The sequence below is a fragment of the Enhydrobacter sp. genome, from assembly GCF_030246845.1.
Taxonomy (GTDB): Bacteria; Pseudomonadota; Alphaproteobacteria; order Reyranellales; family Reyranellaceae; genus Reyranella.
The window spans coordinates 218096-236340 of the sequence record NZ_CP126889.1 but is presented as its reverse complement, the minus strand read 5'-3'; the positions used below and the strand labels follow the sequence as shown (position 1 = coordinate 236340).

The following is an 18245-nucleotide window of genomic DNA, read 5'->3' as shown; positions in this document are numbered from 1 at the left end:
CGCCTCTCGAATTAGATTGCGCTCGACCTCTATATGAGCTATATAGATTACGAACGCAAGCTAAAAATGGAGCATCACGATGCGCGTGAGTCGGGTTCAGGCTGAAGAAAACCGGAAAAAGGTGATCGACGTGGCGAGCCGGCTTTTCCGGGAACACGGCTTTGACGGCATTGGCCTTAAGGACCTGATGAAGGCTGCCGGGCTGACCCACGGCGCTTTTTACAAGCAATTCGCGTCCAAGGACGACCTGGCGGCGCAGGCCTCCAGACGGGCCTTCGAGAGCGCCTCCGGCCGGCGGTCAGCCGCAGCCGCCGCAAATCCGCAGGACCCGCTCGCTGCGGTGATCGCGCTCTTTCTCAGCATGGAGCATCGCGCAGAACGGATGGACGGCTGTCCGATCGTTGCGCTCGGCGCGGATGCTGCTCGGCAGGGCCCGAAGGTGAAGGCGTCATTCGAAGCCGGCATCAAGGGATACCTCGAGATGTTCGGCCGTTTGCTTGGCGAGGCTGAGGGTGAGGATCCCAGCGGCAAGGCCATGGCTATTCTCTCGACGATGGTCGGCGCGGTCCTCCTCTCGCGGGCGGTCAACGACGAGCGGCTGGCGAAGCGGTTCCTGCAAGCGGCTGCCGGGAGCGTGCTGGCACAGGCGGCTGCGGGTGATGCTCAGCAAGGACGGCGCCAATGAGAATGGATTCTCCGACTGAGGTGGTCGCGGGCAGGAAGCCGTGATGTCCGCACTTTCGAAACCCGCAGCTTCCGAGCGCCGGCTGAGCGGGGGAATCCTGTTCCTGCTCGCCGGTCTGGCCGCGCTGGGCGCGCTTGCCACCAACATCATCCTTCCCGCCTTTCCACGGATTGGCGCCAGCCTCGGCGTTTCTTCCCAGGAACTCGGCCTGTCGTTGAGCAGCTTCTTCGTTGCCTTCGCGTTCGGACAACTTCTGGCCGGAACGCTCTCCGACGGCTTCGGCCGCAAATGGCTGGTTCTGGGGGGCCTCGCGGTCTTCGCCGCGGGCAGTGTCCTTTGCGCCTTCGCCGACACCTTGTCCTTCCTGATCGTAGGCCGTGTCATCCAGGCGCTCGGGGCTTGCGCAGCCTCGGTCCTGTCGCGCGCCATCGCACGCGACCTGTTCGACGGCGACGCTCTGGCGCGGGCTCTGGCGCTGACCATGATTGCCGCGGCGGCTGCACCGGGCTTTTCGCCTCTACTCGGAACCGCGCTTGACGCCCTGTTCGGCTGGCGGATTACCTTCGTCGTCGTCGCGGCATTTGGCGCGGTGCTCGCGCTGCATTACGCGAGGCGCATCGGCGAAACGCATCCGACGGGCCGCAGGACGTCCCTGGCGGCTTCGGCCGTGGCCTCCGCCTACGGCCGCTTGGCCGTCGATCCGCGCTTTCTCCTTCCCGCCCTTTCAGTGAGCCTCGTCATCGGCGGCCTCTACACCTTCTTCGCGGCGGCGCCTGCGGTCCTGATGAGCGGGCTTGGCCTTACCGCCTTTGAACTCGGATTGTCTTTCGCGACGACGGTTCTGATCGTGTTCGCGGCCGGGTTTCTCGCGCCACGCCTGGCTGATCGCTGGGGACAGCGCACCGTCGGCATGATCGGCCTCTTCATCGCCCTCGCTGGCAGCCTGTTCATGTTCGCGTTCGCCGCGGCACCGACCTTCATGGCATTCACCATCGCCATCGCGCTCTATCTGCTCGGCATGGGACTGATCAATCCGCTCGGCACGGCGATCGCGCTCCATCCTTTCGGGCGGCAGGCCGGCCTGGCCTCCGCACTGCTGGGCTTTCTGCAGATGGGTTGCGCAGCCATCGGCGCGTCGTTCGCAAGCGTCTTGCCTCTCCAGCCGTCTGCGTCCCTTGCGGTCATCCTGACGGCGGGCTCGGCACTTGCCCTTCTGGTTTTTGTCCCGGTCGCAATGCGCCAGCCGGAGGCGGAGGTCCAAGCATGAAAGTTGAGCTCCGCCCATACCCGTAGGTCATTTGAAGAGAACCCGCCAAGCCGGATCAGTTGCTCGATATCTATGATTCCGCGCGCGCCGGCATGACGTTATCCTGCGCAAAGCGATGGCAACAGGCGATGCTTCCAACGTCGTCGCCAGGACGATCCTGGAAGCCGCTACCACGACATAGGCGGCGATCAGCGCCGCCGCCGCGACCGCCGGGCCGCCGCAACGGGCTTGGTCTTCGGCCGTCCCGATTCCCTGCTCGCCGGCTTGCCCCTCCTCGCCGGCTTCTTCGGCGCGGGTGGCGGTTCCAGCATCCGGCGCACGGCGGCGTCGTGCGCCGGATTGAGTCTCTCCGGACAGGGCTTTGCCATCGGCTTTCCGACCAGCCTAGGTGATCGCGATGCGCCGCGGCTGTGCCTGCTGCACCTTCTTCAGCGTCAGCGTCAGCACGCCGTCCGCCATCGCGGCGCTGATCTGCTGCTGGTCGACGGCCTGCGAGAGCATGAAGGTGCGCGTGAAATGGCCGACATTGTACTCGGTGTAGAGCGGCTCCATGCCCTCGTACTTCGAGAACTCGATCCGCGCCTCGACATGCAGCTCGTCGTTCTCGATCCGCACCTCGACATCCTTGCGGTCGACGCCGGGCACCTCCATCACCACGGTCAGCGCGTCGTCGGTCTCGTAGATGTCGGTGGTCGGCACGTAGTAGCGGGCGGGGACGGTCTTCTCGCCCTTGGGCACCAGCTCCTTCTTCTCCTGCACCTGCAGCGCCTGGTCAGCCATGGTCGCCTCCTTTCGCTTCGGCTGCATCGGGTCAGTTGATCGTGATCGCGCGCGGCTTGTCGTGCTCGGCGCGCGGCAGGAACAGGGCGAGGATGCCGTCGCGGCATTCGGCCTTGACGGCATCGGCGTCGATCTCGATCGGCAAAGTGATCGTGCGGTCGAAGCGGCCGCTGCGGCGTTCGCGCCGGTGCACGCTCGCTTTCTCCTCGGGGCCGGCCTGCTTCGTGCCGGCGATGCGAATGGCGTTGCCCTTGATCTCCAGCTGCAGGTCGCTCTTCCTCACGCCCGGCACCTCCGCGATGACCACGATGTCCTGGTCCTTGCGGAAGACGTTCAGCGGCGGGAAGGAGCCCTGGCCGCTCAACCCGGAATCGAGCCATGCGCTGGCGCGCAACTGGTCGAGGGCCTGCTGGAAACCGAGCAGCGTCTCGAATGGATCGCTGAGATCGAAGAAGAATGCCACGTCTGCCTCCTGCTTTAGGGGCCGGCGACGAGGCTGCGGTCGCGGTGCTCGAGCGCATTGCCCGGCCGGCCGAAGATGGCGGCGATGTAGGTTGGCGCACCGGACCGTCAAGAGGGCCGCGCGCAATTTCCGGCGGGGCGGTCCCGTTCAATCCTCGAAGGCGCAGTCAGGCGGATCGGCGGCAGCCGGGGACAGGCGCGGATCGAAGCGGAAGTGCGTGGCGCAGTAGGGACAGCGGATCGCGTCGGCCGCGCCCATGTCGATGTAGATGTGCGGATGATCGAGCGGCGGCGACACGCCGATGCACTCGAACTCGCGCGTCCCGATGCGGATCTCGGGTACGCCGCGGTCGTTCCTGAACTTCGGCCGTCCGCTCGACATCGCGACCAGCAGATAGGCCCGGGCGTCGCGGACGCAAGCCGCTTCGGGAGGCTCCGGCAAGTCAGCCGAGGCGCAGGCCCAGGGCCTCGAAGGCGGATCGCAGGTCGTGGGGCTGGAAGGGCTTGCCGACGATGCGCAGCAGCGGGTCGGCCGGCAGGCGGGCGCGCACGGCGGCGTCGGCATAGCCGGTCGCGAGCAGGATCGGCAGCGACGGCAGAAGGGCGCGGATCTCCGTCACCAGGGCGTCGCCCGGCCGGTCGGGCAGGCCGAGATCGATCACGGCGGCGGCCAGCGACGGGCCGAGGCGCTCGAGCGTGGCGCGCGCCTCCTTGAAGCTCGCCGCCTGCTCGACGGTGCAGCCGAGCGCGCCCAGCGCGTCGGCGGCGTAGAGCCGGACCAGCACCTCGTCCTCGACCAGCAGGACGCGCCGTTCGACCGGCGTCGCTTCCCGGTCGAGCAGCGCGCGGACGCGCTGCGCCAGCGCCTCGCGCGTGAACGGCTTGGCCAGCAGGTCGATGCCGGGATCGAGCCGGCCGTCATGGATCAGCGAGGTCGCGGCGTAGGCGGTCATGATCAGCACCGCGAGGCCGGGATGGCCGTGGCGTGCGCGCTCGCCCAGTGCCCGGCCGTCGAGCCCGCCCGGCAGGCCGAGGTCGGTCAGCAGCAGGCGCAGGGCGGGCTCGCGCTCGATCAGGCCGAGCGCCTCGAGGCCGTCGCCGGCTTCCAGCACGCGGTAGCCCAGGCCGCTCAGCGCGCCGACGGCATAGCGCCGGACATCCTCGTCGTCCTCGACCACCAGGATCGTCTCGCCCGATCCGGCGTGCGGCTCGGCGACCGGTCGGATCGGCGACGGCATCGACCGCACGGCCTCGCGCTCGCGTTCCGGCGCCGTCATCGCCTCGGCCTTCGGCAGATAGATGCGGACCGCCGTGCCGCGTCCCGGCGCGCTCTGCAGGGCGACCGTGCCGCCGCTTTGCGTGGCGAAGCCGTAGACCTGGCTCAAGCCGAGGCCGGTGCCGCGTCCGCCCTTGGTGGTGAAGAAGGGCTCGAGCGCCTGCTTCAGGACGTGCCCCTCCATGCCCGTGCCCGAATCCTCGACCATGATGGCGACATAGGCGCCGGGCGCGAGGTCGAGCTCGGCCGCCCGCGCCTCGTCGAAGGGCCCGACATTGGCGGTCACGATCCGAAGCTCGCCGCCCTTCGGCATGGCGTCGCGCGCATTGACGGCGAGGTTCAGGATCGCCGCCTCGAGCTCGGTCGGATCGACGTCGACCGTCCAGGGCTCGGGCGCAAGCGCGGTGACCACGCGGATCTCCTCGCCAAGCGAGCGGCGCAGGAGATCGGACATGCCCTCGACCAGCGCATTGACGTCGACCGATCGCGGCTCGAGCGGCTGGCGGCGGGCGAAGGCCAGCAGGCGGCTGGTGAGGCCGGCGGCGCGCTCGGCGCCGCGCGTGGCGTTCTCGAGCGCCTGCGCCAGCGTCGCCTCGGTCGAGGCGAGCTGGCGGCGCGCGCTGTCGAGGTTGCCCAGCACCACCGTCAGCAGGTTGTTGAAGTCGTGCGCGATGCCGGCCGTCAGCCGGCCGACCGCCTCCATCTTGGCGGTGTGGCGCAGCCGCTCCTCCATCGCCTTGCGGGCGGAGACGTCGCGCAGGGTCGCGAGCCGCGCCGGCTGCTGGTTCCAGACCGTGTCGACGACGCGGATCTCGGCCTCGACCAGCCGGCCGTCGGGCCGATGGACCGCGATCTCCGTCGTCTCGCCCGCGGCGACGGGAATGCCGATCGGCGCCCCGATCAGCACGGCCGGCGGCCGGCCGAAGATCTCCTCGGCGGCCGGGTTGGCGAACAGGACGACGCCGTCGCCGTCGACGACGATGATGCCGTCTGCGTTCTTCTCGACGAGGAAGCGCAGCTCGGTCTGGTCGAGGCTGCCGCCGGACATCCTCATCGCGCGTAGTCGCCGCCGCCCGCGAACACGTCCGGCGCCTCGCGGAACGGCGCGCCGAGATGCATGCCGGCGCCGTCGATGGTGAAGCGGCGGATTTCCTTGGCGTGCTCGCTGCCGCGCATCTTCAGCACCATCAGGCCGCGATGCATGGTGTCCTGCTCCTGGATGTAGCGCAGCAGGACGATCGAGTCGGTGAGGGTGGAGATGTGCTGCTCGCTGGCGCTCTGGCCGCCCACCAGCGACTTGCTGGTGGCGGTGCAGAGGCCGGCGATCTCGCGCTTCTTGATGAAGGAGGTGAGGCTGATCAGGAACTCGCGGAAGCCGGTGTCGGACGCGATGCGCTCGAGCGCGGAGAGGCTGTCGACGGCGATGCGGTTGGGCTGGAATTCGTCGACCAGCGCCTGGATGGTGAGCAGATGGTCGGGCAGGCCCTGCGCCTCGGGATAGAGGCAGATCACGCGCAGCCGGCCTTCCTCCTCCATGCGCGCGAAGTCGACGCCCCAGCCGCTGGCGTTGCGGAAGAGCTGGCCGCGGCTCTCCTCGTAGCCGAACAGGATCGCCTTCTCGCCGGCCGCGACCCCGCCCGCCAGGAAGTTGGTGACGAGCAGCGTCTTGCCGGTGCCGGTGGCGCCGCTCACCAGGGTGACGCTGTCGCGGAAGAAGCCGCCGCCGCACATCTCGTCGATCGCGCGGTTGCCGCTCGTCACCCGCACCATGCTCGACTGCTGCTCGAGCCGGAGCGAGGAGAGGGGGACGGCGACCACGCCCTGGTTGGCGAGCAGGGTGAACGGCGCCTCGCCCTCGGCGTGATGGCTGCCGCGCATCTTCAGCACCTCGATGGTGCGCCGGCGCTTCTCGCGGTGCAGCACGTTGCGCAGGATCACCACGTTGTCGGCCACGAACTCCTCGAGCCGGTGGCGCGTGATCTCGCCGTACTCGCTGTTGCGCTCGGCCGTCATCAGCACGGTGAGGCCGGCCTGCTTCAGGGCGTTGCTGATATGGAACAGCTCGCGCCGCATGATCCTGGGGTCGCCGATGAAATGGTCGAAAAGCTGGGTGAGCGAGTCGAGCACGACGCGGCGGGCGTTGACGGCCTTGACCGAATGCAGGATGCGCGACAGCAGGCCGCCGAGATCGAAGTCGCCGATCACCATCTCCTCGTCGGTCGGCGGGCTGGCATCGACGAAGGCGAGCCGGCCCTCGCGGCGCCAGCGCGCGAGGTCCCAGCCGAAGCCGCGCATGTTGGCCTCGATGTCGCGCGGCGGCTCCTCGAAGGTCACGAGCACGCCGCTCTCGCCGTACATGGTGATGCCGTGGGCGAGGAACTGCGTGGCGAACACGGTCTTGCCGCTGCCCGGCGTGCCGCCGACGATGGTGGTGCGGGCGCGCGGCAGGCCGCCCATCACGAGGTCGTCGAACGCCTTCACGCCGGTCTGCACCCGTTCGAGGACCTCGGGTGTGTCGATGTCGATCGAGTTCATGCGCCGTCACCGCCGGGTTCGATGCCAAGGAATTCCAGCACCCGCCGGGTGTCGCCGAGATCGCCGACGACGCGGCGCGGCCGGGACGACAGATCGCAGGACAGGGTGGGGGTGGCGAGGATGCCCGCCTTCTCGGCCAGATCGGGCCGCAGCAGCACGTCGATGACCTCGATCTTCCACTCGCCGGGCTTCATGTGTCGTCGCAGCAGGGCAAGGTTCTGCTCGGCCCGTCGCGAGCTGGCGGAATTGCCGGCGATGTAGAGGCGGAGCATTGCCCATCGAACCGCCGATGCCGGTTCGCGGCAAGAGAGAGAAAAGGACTAGTCGCCTAGTAGCCGCTGCGCCTGCCGCGCGCGCTCGCGGTTGCGGCCGGCGCGGCCGATCGCGATCGAGTCGCGGCCGGTGATGCCGCGCTCGCGCGCCCAGATGATCGCGCCCGAGCGGCGGTTGACGCCGATCTTGCGGTAGAGCGAGGCGATGTGGTTGCGCACGGTGTTCTCGGAGAGGCCGAGGATGTCGCCGATCGCGGTGCCGCTCTTGCCCTCGCAGATCAGGCCCAGCACCTCGCGCTCGCGATCGCTCAGGAGGTCGAGATCGCGCCCGCGCGCCGGCCCGTTCGACTCGACCGGCCGGCCGATGGCCTTGAGCTTGTCGAGCACGGTGCGCGTCAGCCACGAGGCGCTGTCGGCCATGATGGTCTCCAGCGCCGCGAGCAGATCCTGTCCGCTGTCCGCGCGCGCGTCGGCCTCCTGCAGCACGCAGAGGCTCAGCCGCTCGCCATTGACGGTGAGATCGACCGGCGCGGCGAAGCAGTCGATCGCGCGCCCGGCGGGACGCGGCAGCGGCAGGTCGAGCTTGCCGAGCTCGCCATCGATGCGCCGGCGCGTCGCGCGGTCGATCCACAGGATCTCGCCGCTCCGGTCGACCAGGACGACGCCGTCGCCCAGTGCCCTGGCGATCGCCTCCAGCCGCCCGCGCTCGCGCACGCCCTCGTCGATGACGTGATCCATTGCTCTCCTCGGTCCGGGTTCGTGTCGTTCTCCGTCTCGTCAACGCCGGCCTCGGGCACTGGTTGCTTTCTACCAGTCATTGGTATTTCCGCCCCATGTCCGCCCTGATTCCGCCATGAGGCCGACACGGCAGGCCATGTCGTGTCATCCCGAGCGACGCGAGAGATCCTTGATCGGCGCTGCAAAAGATTCCTCGCTGCGCTCGGAATGACACGAGTCCTGTGCGGCGCTTCATTGTCGGCTGGTCGCAATCTACCAGTCGGTTGGTAGTTCCCGCCTGTTGCCCACCCGGCACACTCGCCGCAAATCGACATGACGGCGCGCATCGCTCGGTGATCCTCGCGGCGACGGCTGTATGATCGCGAAAAATAAACGGGGCGAGAGGCTGTTCTGACAGCCGACTTGACTTCGTTTCTGCAACTTCGCCTGGAAGGACAGCCTCACATGAAGAACACACTGCTGGGCGCAGCGGCCCTCGTCGCTCTGCCGATGGCGGCAGCCAATGCACAATCCGACTGGTTCACGCCAGGGCAATCCTTCCCGGGCTTCTATATCGGCGCGGAAGGCGGTCTCAACTGGCTGCTGAACAGCAGCAACTACAACATGGATCTGGGCTACGCGGTCGGCGGCAAGGTCGGCTACGACTTCGTCGGCCCCAGGCTCGAGCTGGAAGGCATGTACCGCTCGAACAACGGGCGCGGCACGGCGAACTTCGGCAACATCTTCAGCAACAGCGCCGGCCGCATCGAGCAGGTCAGCGTGATGGCCAATGCGCTCTACGATTTCTTTCCGGGCGCGGTGGTGACGCCCTATATCGGCGCCGGCCTCGGCGTCGCCTTCGCCGACAACGCCATCAACGGCTGCTCGCTCTGCAGCACGCAGTTCGCCTACCAGGGCATGATCGGCCTGGGCTGGAACGCGACCCAGAACATCCGCGTCGATCTCGAGGGCCGCTACTACGGCACGACCAATCCGGGCTTCTACGAGAACAACAACATCGCCGTCATGCTGGGCGTCAGCTACAAGTTCGGCCAGCCTGCGGCCGTGGCGCCGCCACCGCCGCCGCCGGCCGCGCCCAGCGCGCCATCCTTCATGGTGTTCTTCGACTGGGACCGCTCGAACCTGTCGCAGCAGGCCCTGGGCACGATCCAGCAGGCGGCCGACGCCTACAAGACCAAGGGCAGCGCCCGCATCACCGCCACCGGCCACACCGACACGTCCGGACCGGCGAGCTACAACATGGCGCTGTCGCTGCGTCGCGCGAACGCGGTCAAGGATGCCCTGGTGCGTGACGGCGTGCCGGCGACGGCGATCTCGGTGATCGGCAAGGGCGAGACCCAGCCGCTGGTGCCGACCGGCGACGGCGTGCGCGAGCCGCAGAACCGGCGCGTGGAGATCGTGATCCAGTAGCCGGCGCGCACGGACCGAAGACGAGGAAGGCGGCCCGATCGGCCGCCTTTTTCGTTCATGCCTGTCGCTTGTGCCGGGCCATCTCGCGGATCATCGCCGCGATCTCGGTGGAGCCCACGGTCGAGCCGTCGGGAAACCGCAAGGTGAGAACGAGGCATTTCCTGTGCTTGAGGTCGTCGGCGAACGACAGGGCTTCCGAACGACGGTCGAACGTCCGGGTGAGATCGCGACGATTCTGCAGGTCGTAGAAGCTGAGGGTGAACATCGCCAGGCCGCATCCGTGCCCGCCCACAGTAGCCACGCCGCGGCGCCCTTGTGAACAGGTCGTTATCTACCAGCCGCTGGTACTTCCCGCCTACGCCTCCAGGGGAGCGCGCCACCGACAGGAAGCACGATCGGGCGCCCAACCAGTGTCGTGTCATCCCGAGCATGGCGAGGGATCTTTCGCGGCGCCGATCAAGGATCCCTCGCTCCGCTCGGGATGACACCCATTTTGCGGCAGGCAGCGCAGTTTCGTTCCCGAGGGTCTGCCCTTGGTCGGTGACGAACTCCTGTGGCGCTCTTCTCTTTCTTGCGGCACACCATGAGCAGGCTGGAAGCCCGCGGTCCGCGTCTCAATCGAAGGCGAAGCGCACGGATCGCAGCGACGAGTCCTCGACCGCCTGGACGACGCGCTGGAAGGAGCGCTCGGCGGCGGTCGCCCGCTCGGACGTGCGCGTCGGCTGGAGCACGAACAGCACCAGCGCGCGCGCCGGCACCGGATAGGGATGGCCGAACCGCGATCCCGTCAGCTCGTGCGCCTGCGGCTCGTCCGTGTCGATCAGGCGGATCCAGCGGCTGCCGCCGACCGCGCGCGGCAGCTTGAACGGCACCACGTCGGTGTGGGCGTTGACCAGGATCAGCAACGTCGAGTCCGACCCGATGCGGCGGATGCCGGTCTCCTGGGCGCGGCCGTCGAGCAGCACGCCGAGGCAGCGGCCGTGCGGGTTGTCCCAGTCGTGCGGCGTCATCTCGCGGCCGGCGGGCGTCAGCCAGGCGACGTCCTTCACGCCCAGCTCCTCGTCGTAGGCCCCGGTCAGGAAGCGGCCGCGCCTGAGCATCGGCAGCGCCCGGCGGATCATCACCAGCTTGCGCACGAACTCGGCCTGCGCCCGGCCGTCCGCGCCGATGCCCTCCCAGTCGACCCAGGAGATCTCGTTGTCCTGGCAGTAGGCGTTGTTGTTGCCCTGCTGGCTGCGCCCGAACTCGTCGCCGCCCAGCAGCATCGGCGTGCCGCGCGAGAGGATCAGCGTCGCCAGCATGTTGCGCATCTGGCGCAGGCGCGTGGCGACGATCGCGGCATCGTCGGTCGGGCCCTCGGCGCCGTGGTTGCACGACAGGTTGTGCGCATGGCCGTCGCCGTTGTCCTCGGCATTGGCCTCGTTGTGCCTCTCGTTGTAGGAGACGAGGTCGGCGAGCGTGAAGCCGTCGTGCGCCGTCACGAAGTTGATCGAGGCCCACGGCTTGCGTCCGCGCCGGGCGAACAGGTCGGCCGAGCCCGACAGGCGCGCGGAGAGCCTGGGCAGCATGCCGTCGTCGCCGCGCCAGTAGGCCCGCACGGTGTCGCGAAAGGCGTCGTTCCACTCCGCCCAGCCGGGCGAGAAGTGGCCGACCTGGTAGCCGCCCGGACCGAGATCCCACGGCTCGGCGATCAGCTTGACCTCGGCCAGCGCCGGATCCTGCCGGCAGGCGTCGAGGAAGCGTCCCGCCTCCTCGAAGCCGTGCGGCTCGCGCCCCAGGATCGTGGCGAGATCGAAGCGGAAGCCGTCGACCCGCATGTCGCCCGCCCAGTAGCGCAGGCTGTCCATCACCATCTGCAGCACGCGCGAGTTGCTGAGGTTCACCGTGTTGCCGGTGCCGGTGTCGTTGATGTAGTAGCGCGGCTCGGGCGCGAGGCGATAGTAGGAGGCGTTGTCGATGCCCCTGAAGGCGAGCGTCGGCCCGAGCTGGTTGCCCTCCGCGGTGTGGTTGTAGACGACGTCGAGGATCAGCTCGAGGCCGGCCTCGTGCAGGTGCGCCACCATCTCCTTGACCTCGGCGAAGGCGAAATCGGGATTGGCGGCATAGCGGCGCGCCGGCGCGAAGAAGGCGATGGTGTTGTAGCCCCAGTAGTTCTTCAGCCCCTTGTCGAGCAGGTGGCTGTCGTCGACGAAGGTATGGATCGGCAGCAGCTCCACCGCGGTGATGCCGAGCGAGGCGAGGTAGCGGGTGATCTCGGGCGTGGCGAGACCGGCGTAGGTGCCGCGCAGCTCGGGCAGGATGGCGGGATGCCGCTTGGTGAAGCCGCGCACATGCGCCTCGTAGATGACGGTGTTCTCCCACGCCGTGCGCGGCTGGCGCGCGCGTCCCCAGGTGAAGGCCGAGTCGATCACGCAACTGCGGTAGGTGTAGGGCGCGCTGTCGCGCTCGTCGAAGGTGAGATCGTCGCCGGTCTCCATCTGGTAGCCGAACAGGGCCGGGTTCCATTCGAGGTGGCCGACGATCTGCCGCGCGTAGGGATCGAGCAGCAGCTTGTTGGGATTGAAGCGATGGCCGGCGGCCGGGTCGTAGGGACCGTGCACGCGGTAGCCGTAGCGCGTGCCCGGCCGCGCGTCGGGCAGGTAGCCGTGCCAGACCTCGTCGGTGTATTCGGGCAGCGCGATACGCTCGGTCTCGTGCCGGCCGGTACGGTCGAACAGGCAGAGCTCGACCCTGGTGGCGTTGGCGGAGAACAGCGCGAAGTTGACGCCGAGCCCGTCCCATGTCGCGCCGAGGGGATAGGGCAGGCCTTCCGAAAGGCGGGACCGATAGCCTGATGGGTTGGACAAGATACCTCAGTGCCGGCAAGTGGTGAGACAACGCGCCACCCCGACTATAGCTCCGACCGGCCGCCGTGCGCTCGGAGAGCGCGACACATTCTGTGTCATCCCGAGCGTAGCGAGGGATCCTTGGTCGACGCTGCGAAAGATCCCTCGCTACGCTCGGGATGACACCCCTTTTGCCGCACGCGGTTCATCCTCGATCGCCAGGGCTGCGCGCGCGGCGACGCGCCCGTCAGTAGCGTGCGGGCACGTAGACGGTGGTCGGCGGCGGTGGCGGCGGCGGATCGGTCACGACCACGGAGGTCGGCTGCAGCGCCGGCGCGGGTCTTTCGACCACCGTCTCGTGGCGGTAGGCACAGCCGCCGATCAGAACGCAGAACGCGACAGCCAGTATGAGCTCTTTCATCCCGGTCTCCTTCGCGCGATTGCGCGGGTGGCGAGGTGAACGCGGGGCGGGCATCGTCGTTCCGGCTGCCTTGAAATTGCCTTGCCGGAACAAGCGGTGATGCTCGTCGCGCCGGCTCAGGCCGTCAACGTGTCCTTGAAGATCCGGCCGTCCTTCATGACGAGCTTGAGGTTCTTGTCGGGGTCGGCGATCAGCCTGATATCCGCCAGCGGATCGCCGTCGATCACGAGAAGGTCGGCCCAGGCGCCTTCCTCCACGACGCCGATCTTGCCCGGATAGGGATTGCGCGGTCCCGCCAGGGCGAGAAGCTCGGCGTTGGTGCCGGTCGCCATCTTCAATATCTCGGCCGGCCTGTACCAGCGCGTCATGGTCGCGAGAATGGCGCCCTGCTTGGCCGTCGCCTCGCGCTCGAACAGGATGTCGGTGCCCCATGCCGTCCTGATCCCGTACTTCCTGGCGAAGCCGTAGGCCCTGTCCGTTCCCGCGAAAACCTCGAGCTGCTTGGCCCGCGATTCGGGCGAGCTTTTCGGATTGGCATACTCGTTGTCGAGGAACGGCTGGGTGCTGAGCCACAGGCCCTCGTCGGCGATCATCCTCGCGGTCGTCTCGTCCATGAGCTGCCCGTGCTCGATGCATTTGACGCCGCCCCGGATCGCCGTCTGGATGGCGCGCGGCGTGTAGGCATGCACCGCGACGTAGGTGCCCCAGTTCTCGGCGGCGTCCACGGCGGCGCGGAACTCCGGCTCGGTGTATTGCGCGACGTCGATCGGGTCGTAGTAGGAGGACACCCCGCCACCCGCCGCCAGCTTGAGCTGGCTCGCCCCCTGCATCAGTTGCTCGCGGGCCTTCTGCAGCACGCGGTCGACGCCGTCGGCGATCGCACCGCCGCCGATCGCATCGCCGCGGCTCAGCGGGGCGTTCGGCGCGGCCGGCACCTCGTAGGGAAAGCGGAAGTCGCCGTGCCCGCCGGTCTGCGAGATCATGGCACCCGACGGCCAGATGCGCGGACCGGACACCAGCCCGGTGTCGATCGCGCGTTTGAGGCTGAAGCTGGGCCCGGCCATGTCGCGCACGCTGGTGAAGCCGCGCATCAGCGTCCGCTCCGCCTCGTTGGCGGCCAGAAGGTTGATGTAGCCCACGTCGGCCACCATGAGGGTGGTGAGCGGGATCGCCGCCATCATGGCGTGCCAGTGCGCGTCGATGAGGCCCGGCATCAGCACGCGGCCGCCGCAGTCGATCGTCCGCACTCCGGCCGCGAGCGGCTGTCCGGCCGCCTCGACCGCCTTGATCTTCTGCCCCTCGACGACGACCCGCAGGCCGGCCCGCAGCGCCTCCGACTTGCCGTCGAACACCCGGACGTTGGTGAAGGCGATCGCCGAGCCGGGCGCCTTGGGGATGCGCGCCGATGCCGGCCTTGGCCCGAACGCCGACATCGCGGTGGCGGCCGCTCCGGCGACGAAGGCGCGACGCGAGAACTTGGCCTCGAGACGGGCGTTCAGCCGCGCGAAGCCGGGGCTCTGGCACAGGCAGCCGGCCGGATGCCGCCCGGGCGCGCGCGTCGAGGAACATTGCAGCATGGGCGTCTCCCCCGAGGCCATTCGTGTTCATCGCGAGCATAGCGACGGGCGGCGCCGTTTCCGAGGGGGAGAGAGGCGGCCGAGGGCGGTTGCCGTCGCGGCGGCGAAGCGGCACGCTCTGCGGATGGGGAGTACGAACCTTGCGCCGGGCAAGCCCGGCATCCCGCCGACCTGGACGTCGAGCGCGAAGGATCTGGTGACGACGGCGCTGGCCCAGAGCCGGATCTGGGTGACGACCGGCTTCGGCATCGTGAACGAGGTCTACTGGCCCGCCACCGGCACGCCGCAGATCCGCGACCTCGGCTTCATCGTCGCGACGCCCGACGGCTGGTCGGAGGTCAAGCGCGTCGCCCGCTACACCGTCTCGGTGCCCAAGCCCTACGTGCCGCTGCCGCGGGTCGTGCACGAGGGCCCGGGCTATAGGCTGGAGATCGAGCTGCTGCCGGCTCCGCTGCGCGACGCGCTGCTGATCTCGTGGCGGCTCGAGGGCGAGGGGGCGAGGCTGTACGCGCTCCTGTCGCCGCATCTCGGCAACAGCGGCCTCGGCAACAATGCGCGCGCCGGCCGCGACCTGGCGGCGTGGAAGGACGACAACGCACTCTGCCTCGCGAGCGACTCGGGCTTTTCGCGCACCAGCGCGGGCTATGTTGGCGTGTCCGACGGCTGGCAGGACTTCGACCGCAACGGCGGCATGAGCTGGAGCTGGACCGAGGCGCTCGACGGCAACGTGGCGCTGATGGGCGAGCTCGCGTCGCAGGAGGGCGTTCTCGCCCTCGGCTTCTCCGAGCACATCGAGGGCGCGCGCACGCTGGCACGCTCGGCGATCGCCGAAGGCTACGACACGATGCGCGAGCGCTTCATCCACGACTGGGAGGAATGGGGCAGGAAGCTGGTGATCCCGGGCGGCTCGCTCCCGGTCGAGCGCGAGGCCTACGTCTCCGCCGTCGTGCTGAAGGTGCACGAGGATCGCAGCTTCCCCGGCTCGATCGTGGCCAGCCTCAGCGTGCCGTGGGGCAATGCGAGCGACAGCTCCGGCGGCTATCACCTTGTCTGGGCGCGCGACTGCGTCGAGGCGGGGCTGGCGCTGATCGGCGTGGGCGAGATCGAGGACGCGGTGTGGATGCTCTGCTACCTGATCGCCACCCAGCACGACGACGGGCACTGGAGCCAGAACACCTTTCCCGACGGCCGTCCCTTCTGGGAGGGCATCCAGCTCGACGAGGTCGGCTTCCCGATCGTGCTCGCGGCCAAGCTCGCCGAGCAGGGATCGCTGGCCGGCGTGAGCGGCGTCGAGGCGATGGTGCGGCGCGCGGCCGGCTATCTCGCCAATCATGGGCCGGTGAGCGCACAGGACCGCTGGGAGGAGAATGCCGGCATCAGCCCGTTCACCATCGGCATCGAGATCGTGGCGCTGATCGCGGCGGCGGAGTTCCTGGAGGACGAGGAGCGCGACTACGTGCTCTCGCTCGCCGACTGCTGGAACGAGCGCATCGAGGACTGGACCTATGTCGAGGGCGGGCCGCTGGCGGCTCCGCACGGCGTGCGCGGCTACTATGTGCGGCTGGGGCCGGCGGCGCTCGACGGCGGCCTGCGCGGGCGCGTCAACGTCAAGAACCGCAACGGCGAATGGGTCGAGGCGGCGGCGCTGGTCGGCATGGAGTTCCTCTATCTCGTGCGGCTCGGCCTGCGCAAGGCGAACGACCCGCGCATCCTCGATTCGCTCAAGGTCGCCGAGGCGCTGCTGCGTGTGGAGACGCCGAACGGCGTCGCCTATCGCCGCTACAACGGCGACGGCTACGGTGAGAAGGAGGACGGCAGCCCGTTCGACGGCAGCGGCATCGGCCGCGCCTGGCCGCTGCTGGCGGGCGAGCGCGGCCACTTCGAGCTGGCGGCCGGGCGCGATCCGCTGCCCTGGCTCGAGACCATGGCGCGCATGACGGGACCGGCCGGGCTGATCCCCGAGCAGGTGTGGGACGCGCCCGCGATCCCCTCGCGCATGCTCGAGCCCGGCAAGCCCTCGGGCAGCGCCATGCCGCTGGTGTGGGCGCATGCCGAGTTCCTGAAGCTCCTGATCGCGCGCGAGAAGAAGCGGCCGCTCGAGCTGCTGGCGAGCGTCGAGGATCATCTCGCGAGAACCGGCGGGCGCGCGAAGGCCTGGCACTGGCGGCTCGACACGCCGTTCGAGGCGCTGCCGGCCGGCCGCGCGGTGGTGATCGACCTCGCCCGGCCGTTCGTGCTCCATTTCGGCTTCGACGGCTGGCAGGGCACGACCGACCGCCCCTCGACGCCGCTGCCCTTCGGCCGCCACGGCGTCCGCCTGGCGGCCGCCGACCTCGCCGGCCACCGCTCGCTCGACTTCACCCTCTACCTCTCCGCCGACGGCCGCTGGGAAGGCCGCGACCAGAAGGTGGCGCTGGGCTGACGAAAGATCCCTCGGCTTCGCCGCGGGATGACACCGGTTTGTGTGTCATCCCGAGCGCAGCGAGGGATCTTTCGGAGCGCGCACCTTCAGTCTCTTCGCTCGGCAACAATCGATACAGGGAAAATCGCAGGCGGCGGCCGCTGCCGGCGTATGCTGGCGCGGCGATGTCCAACGACTTCAATCATGATCGGAAGCCGGACGACACCGACGTCGACGTGTCCAAGCTCGACTCCATCCCGATCGTGCTGTCCCTCATCGGCTTGATCGTGATGGTCGGCGGTGCGGCGCTGGTGCTCTATTTCTGGTGGCACTGGATCCTGCTCGGCGGGATCGCGTTCCTCCTGCTCCTGCGGTGGATGGTGAACAACCAGTCCGGATGGCGATGAGGCGCGCTCCTCCGAGCTCATGGGAGCGCGCAACTCCAGTTGCGCTCATGCGACTTCGTTGTAGACTATATAGTCTAGACCATATGGTCACAACGGAGGATGCGATGAGCGACGACAGCGACGTGGCGCGCCTGCTGGCCGGCGCGGCGAGGGCGGTGAGGAGCGTGCGCTATTGCTGGCTGGTGACGGCGCGCGAGGCGGGCGGGGCCGAGGCGCGGCCGATGGGGCGGCTGCTGCACGACCCGGGCGAGGACGACTGGACGCTGCGCTTCGTCACCGACGGGCGCTCGCGCAAGGCGGCCGCGCTCGGGCGCGACGGGCGCGTGACCCTGGTGTTCCAGGACGATCCGGCCGAGGCCTATCTGACGCTCGCCGGCCGCGCGGTGCTGCGCGCGGAGGCAGCCGAGGTGCGGCGGCGCTGGCAGCCCGGCTACGACGCCTACTTCCCTACGGCGGAGGACCGCGCCGCCGCCGTCTTCGTCGAGATCGCGGTCGAGCGCATGTCGCTGTGGATCCGCGGCGTCACGCCCGAGCCGTTCGGCCTCGCGACGACGATCCTCGAACGCGAAGCCGGCGGCCGCTGGCGCCTGGCCGCCTGAGGGATCTTTGGCTGTTTGCGTAACGATTCCGCTTGCGTCCTTTGCGGCTCTCCGCCTCAATCGTGCGAGCGGAGGCAAATATGAAAGAAGAAGAAGGCAGGGAGGGTCCGCGCTTGTCGTCGTGCGACGGCGGCCTCGCCGTCGACCTGCCGCCGGCCACGCTCGAGGCGCTCGATGCGTGGGCGAAGCGGTCGGCGGTGTCGCGATCGCAGGCCGCGCGTCTGTTGATCGAGGCGGCGCTGCGCCGCTACGAGGGCTACGCCGCGATCGCCGCACGGGAATGAGTGCGAGCCCGCCGCCGCTGGTGATGCGGGTGCTGCGCGCCGTGCGCCAGGCGACCGGCGAGCGCAGGCCGCCCCACTGGATCGGGCTCGATACCCTGCGCCTGCGCATCGACCAGCTCCGGCTCGGCCAGGCGATCGCGCTCGCCGAGCGCGCGGGCTGGCTCAAGGTGGCGGGCCATCCGCCGCTCACCGTCGCGATCACCAAGGCCGGCCTCGACGCCATCGACGCGGCGCTGGCGCGCGAGGACACGGCGCCGGAGTAAGGCAACCTCGGCGGGTGGCGGGCGTTGACCGCAGTTGGGCGAG

19 protein-coding genes are annotated in these 18245 nt (G+C 69.0%); 8 read left to right on the top strand and 11 right to left on the bottom strand.

The features are described from left to right. Nucleotides 1-79: 79 nt before the first annotated feature. Nucleotides 80-685 carry a TetR/AcrR family transcriptional regulator gene (locus OJF58_RS01310; RefSeq protein WP_300781260.1) on the top strand — a complete coding sequence of 202 codons (606 nt, stop codon included), beginning with the start codon at nt 80-82 and terminating at the stop codon, nt 683-685. Nucleotides 686-728: 43 nt separating this feature from the next. Next, nucleotides 729-1952, top strand: coding sequence for a multidrug effflux MFS transporter (locus OJF58_RS01305; RefSeq protein WP_300781259.1), 1224 nt, complete (start codon nt 729-731; stop codon nt 1950-1952). Between the two features lie 384 nt (nt 1953-2336). On the opposite strand, the gene OJF58_RS01300 is transcribed toward OJF58_RS01305, so the two are convergent. The 7 genes from OJF58_RS01300 to OJF58_RS01270 all read right to left on the bottom strand — a co-directional run bounded on the left by OJF58_RS01300 (nt 2337) and on the right by OJF58_RS01270 (nt 8015). Then, entirely contained in the window at nt 2337-2732 is a 396-nt protein-coding gene (locus tag OJF58_RS01300) for an Hsp20/alpha crystallin family protein (RefSeq protein ID WP_300781258.1), read from the bottom strand. A 31-nt stretch (nt 2733-2763) separates the two neighbouring features. After that, nucleotides 2764-3195: an Hsp20/alpha crystallin family protein gene (locus OJF58_RS01295; protein WP_300781257.1), complete on the bottom strand. Its 432-nt coding sequence runs from the start codon at nt 3193-3195 to the stop codon at nt 2764-2766. Nucleotides 3196-3342: 147 nt separating this feature from the next. Further along, complete coding sequence (locus tag OJF58_RS01290) at nt 3343-3576, bottom strand: zinc-finger domain-containing protein (RefSeq protein ID WP_300785130.1); 234 nt, start codon at nt 3574-3576, stop codon at nt 3343-3345. A gap of 61 nt (nt 3577-3637) precedes the next feature. Then, the gene (locus tag OJF58_RS01285; RefSeq protein ID WP_300781256.1) at nt 3638-5518 is read right to left on the bottom strand and encodes a response regulator; all 1881 of its coding nucleotides are present in this window, start codon (nt 5516-5518) and stop codon (nt 3638-3640) included. Between the two features lie 2 nt (nt 5519-5520). Beyond that, nucleotides 5521-7005, bottom strand: coding sequence for a circadian clock protein KaiC (kaiC, locus tag OJF58_RS01280; RefSeq protein ID WP_300781255.1), 1485 nt, complete (start codon nt 7003-7005; stop codon nt 5521-5523). After that, nucleotides 7002-7277 (bottom strand): circadian clock KaiB family protein, encoded by a 276-nt coding sequence (locus tag OJF58_RS01275; RefSeq protein ID WP_300781254.1) that lies wholly within the window; start codon nt 7275-7277, stop codon nt 7002-7004. The genes kaiC and OJF58_RS01275 overlap by 4 nt, the downstream gene beginning before the upstream one ends. A 48-nt stretch (nt 7278-7325) precedes the next feature. Beyond that, nucleotides 7326-8015, bottom strand: a complete 690-nt coding sequence (locus tag OJF58_RS01270) for a LuxR C-terminal-related transcriptional regulator (RefSeq protein ID WP_300781253.1) — start codon at nt 8013-8015, stop codon at nt 7326-7328. A 444-nt stretch (nt 8016-8459) separates the two neighbouring features. On the opposite strand from OJF58_RS01270, the gene OJF58_RS01265 reads away from it, so the two are divergent. Then, a complete protein-coding gene (locus OJF58_RS01265; protein ID WP_300781252.1) occupies nt 8460-9425 on the top strand; it encodes an OmpA family protein in 966 nt (321 codons plus the stop codon). A gap of 55 nt (nt 9426-9480) precedes the next feature. Here the strand turns inward: OJF58_RS01265 and OJF58_RS01260 are convergent, their stop codons facing one another. The 4 genes from OJF58_RS01260 to OJF58_RS01245 form a co-directional block, all read right to left on the bottom strand. Next, on the bottom strand, nt 9481-9690 hold the full coding sequence (locus OJF58_RS01260; RefSeq protein WP_300781251.1) for a hypothetical protein: 210 nt from the start codon (nt 9688-9690) through the stop codon (nt 9481-9483). A gap of 349 nt (nt 9691-10039) precedes the next feature. After that, nucleotides 10040-12271, bottom strand: coding sequence for a glycogen debranching protein GlgX (gene glgX / locus OJF58_RS01255; protein WP_300781250.1), 2232 nt, complete (start codon nt 12269-12271; stop codon nt 10040-10042). 226 nt (nt 12272-12497) lie between these two features. Continuing rightward, nucleotides 12498-12671, bottom strand: a complete 174-nt coding sequence (locus OJF58_RS01250; protein WP_300781249.1) for a hypothetical protein — start codon at nt 12669-12671, stop codon at nt 12498-12500. Nucleotides 12672-12787: 116 nt separating this feature from the next. After that, nucleotides 12788-14248 (bottom strand): amidohydrolase family protein, encoded by a 1461-nt coding sequence (locus OJF58_RS01245; RefSeq protein ID WP_300781247.1) that lies wholly within the window; start codon nt 14246-14248, stop codon nt 12788-12790. A 124-nt stretch (nt 14249-14372) separates the two neighbouring features. Here OJF58_RS01245 and OJF58_RS01240 point away from each other — a divergent pair, with 124 nt between their 5' ends. From OJF58_RS01240 to OJF58_RS01220, 5 genes are all read left to right on the top strand, one after another. After that, nucleotides 14373-16670, top strand: coding sequence for a glycoside hydrolase family 15 protein (locus OJF58_RS01240; protein WP_300781246.1), 2298 nt, complete (start codon nt 14373-14375; stop codon nt 16668-16670). A gap of 164 nt (nt 16671-16834) precedes the next feature. Beyond that, nucleotides 16835-17056, top strand: a complete 222-nt coding sequence (locus OJF58_RS01235) for a hypothetical protein (RefSeq protein ID WP_300781245.1) — start codon at nt 16835-16837, stop codon at nt 17054-17056. A 104-nt stretch (nt 17057-17160) separates the two neighbouring features. Further along, entirely contained in the window at nt 17161-17655 is a 495-nt protein-coding gene (locus OJF58_RS01230; RefSeq protein ID WP_300781243.1) for a pyridoxamine 5'-phosphate oxidase family protein, read from the top strand. Nucleotides 17656-17735: 80 nt separating this feature from the next. Continuing rightward, on the top strand, nt 17736-17939 hold the full coding sequence (locus tag OJF58_RS01225) for a hypothetical protein (protein ID WP_300781242.1): 204 nt from the start codon (nt 17736-17738) through the stop codon (nt 17937-17939). Then, a complete protein-coding gene (locus tag OJF58_RS01220; protein WP_300781241.1) occupies nt 17936-18202 on the top strand; it encodes a hypothetical protein in 267 nt (88 codons plus the stop codon). The genes OJF58_RS01225 and OJF58_RS01220 overlap by 4 nt, the downstream gene beginning before the upstream one ends. Nucleotides 18203-18245: the final 43 nt, after the last annotated feature.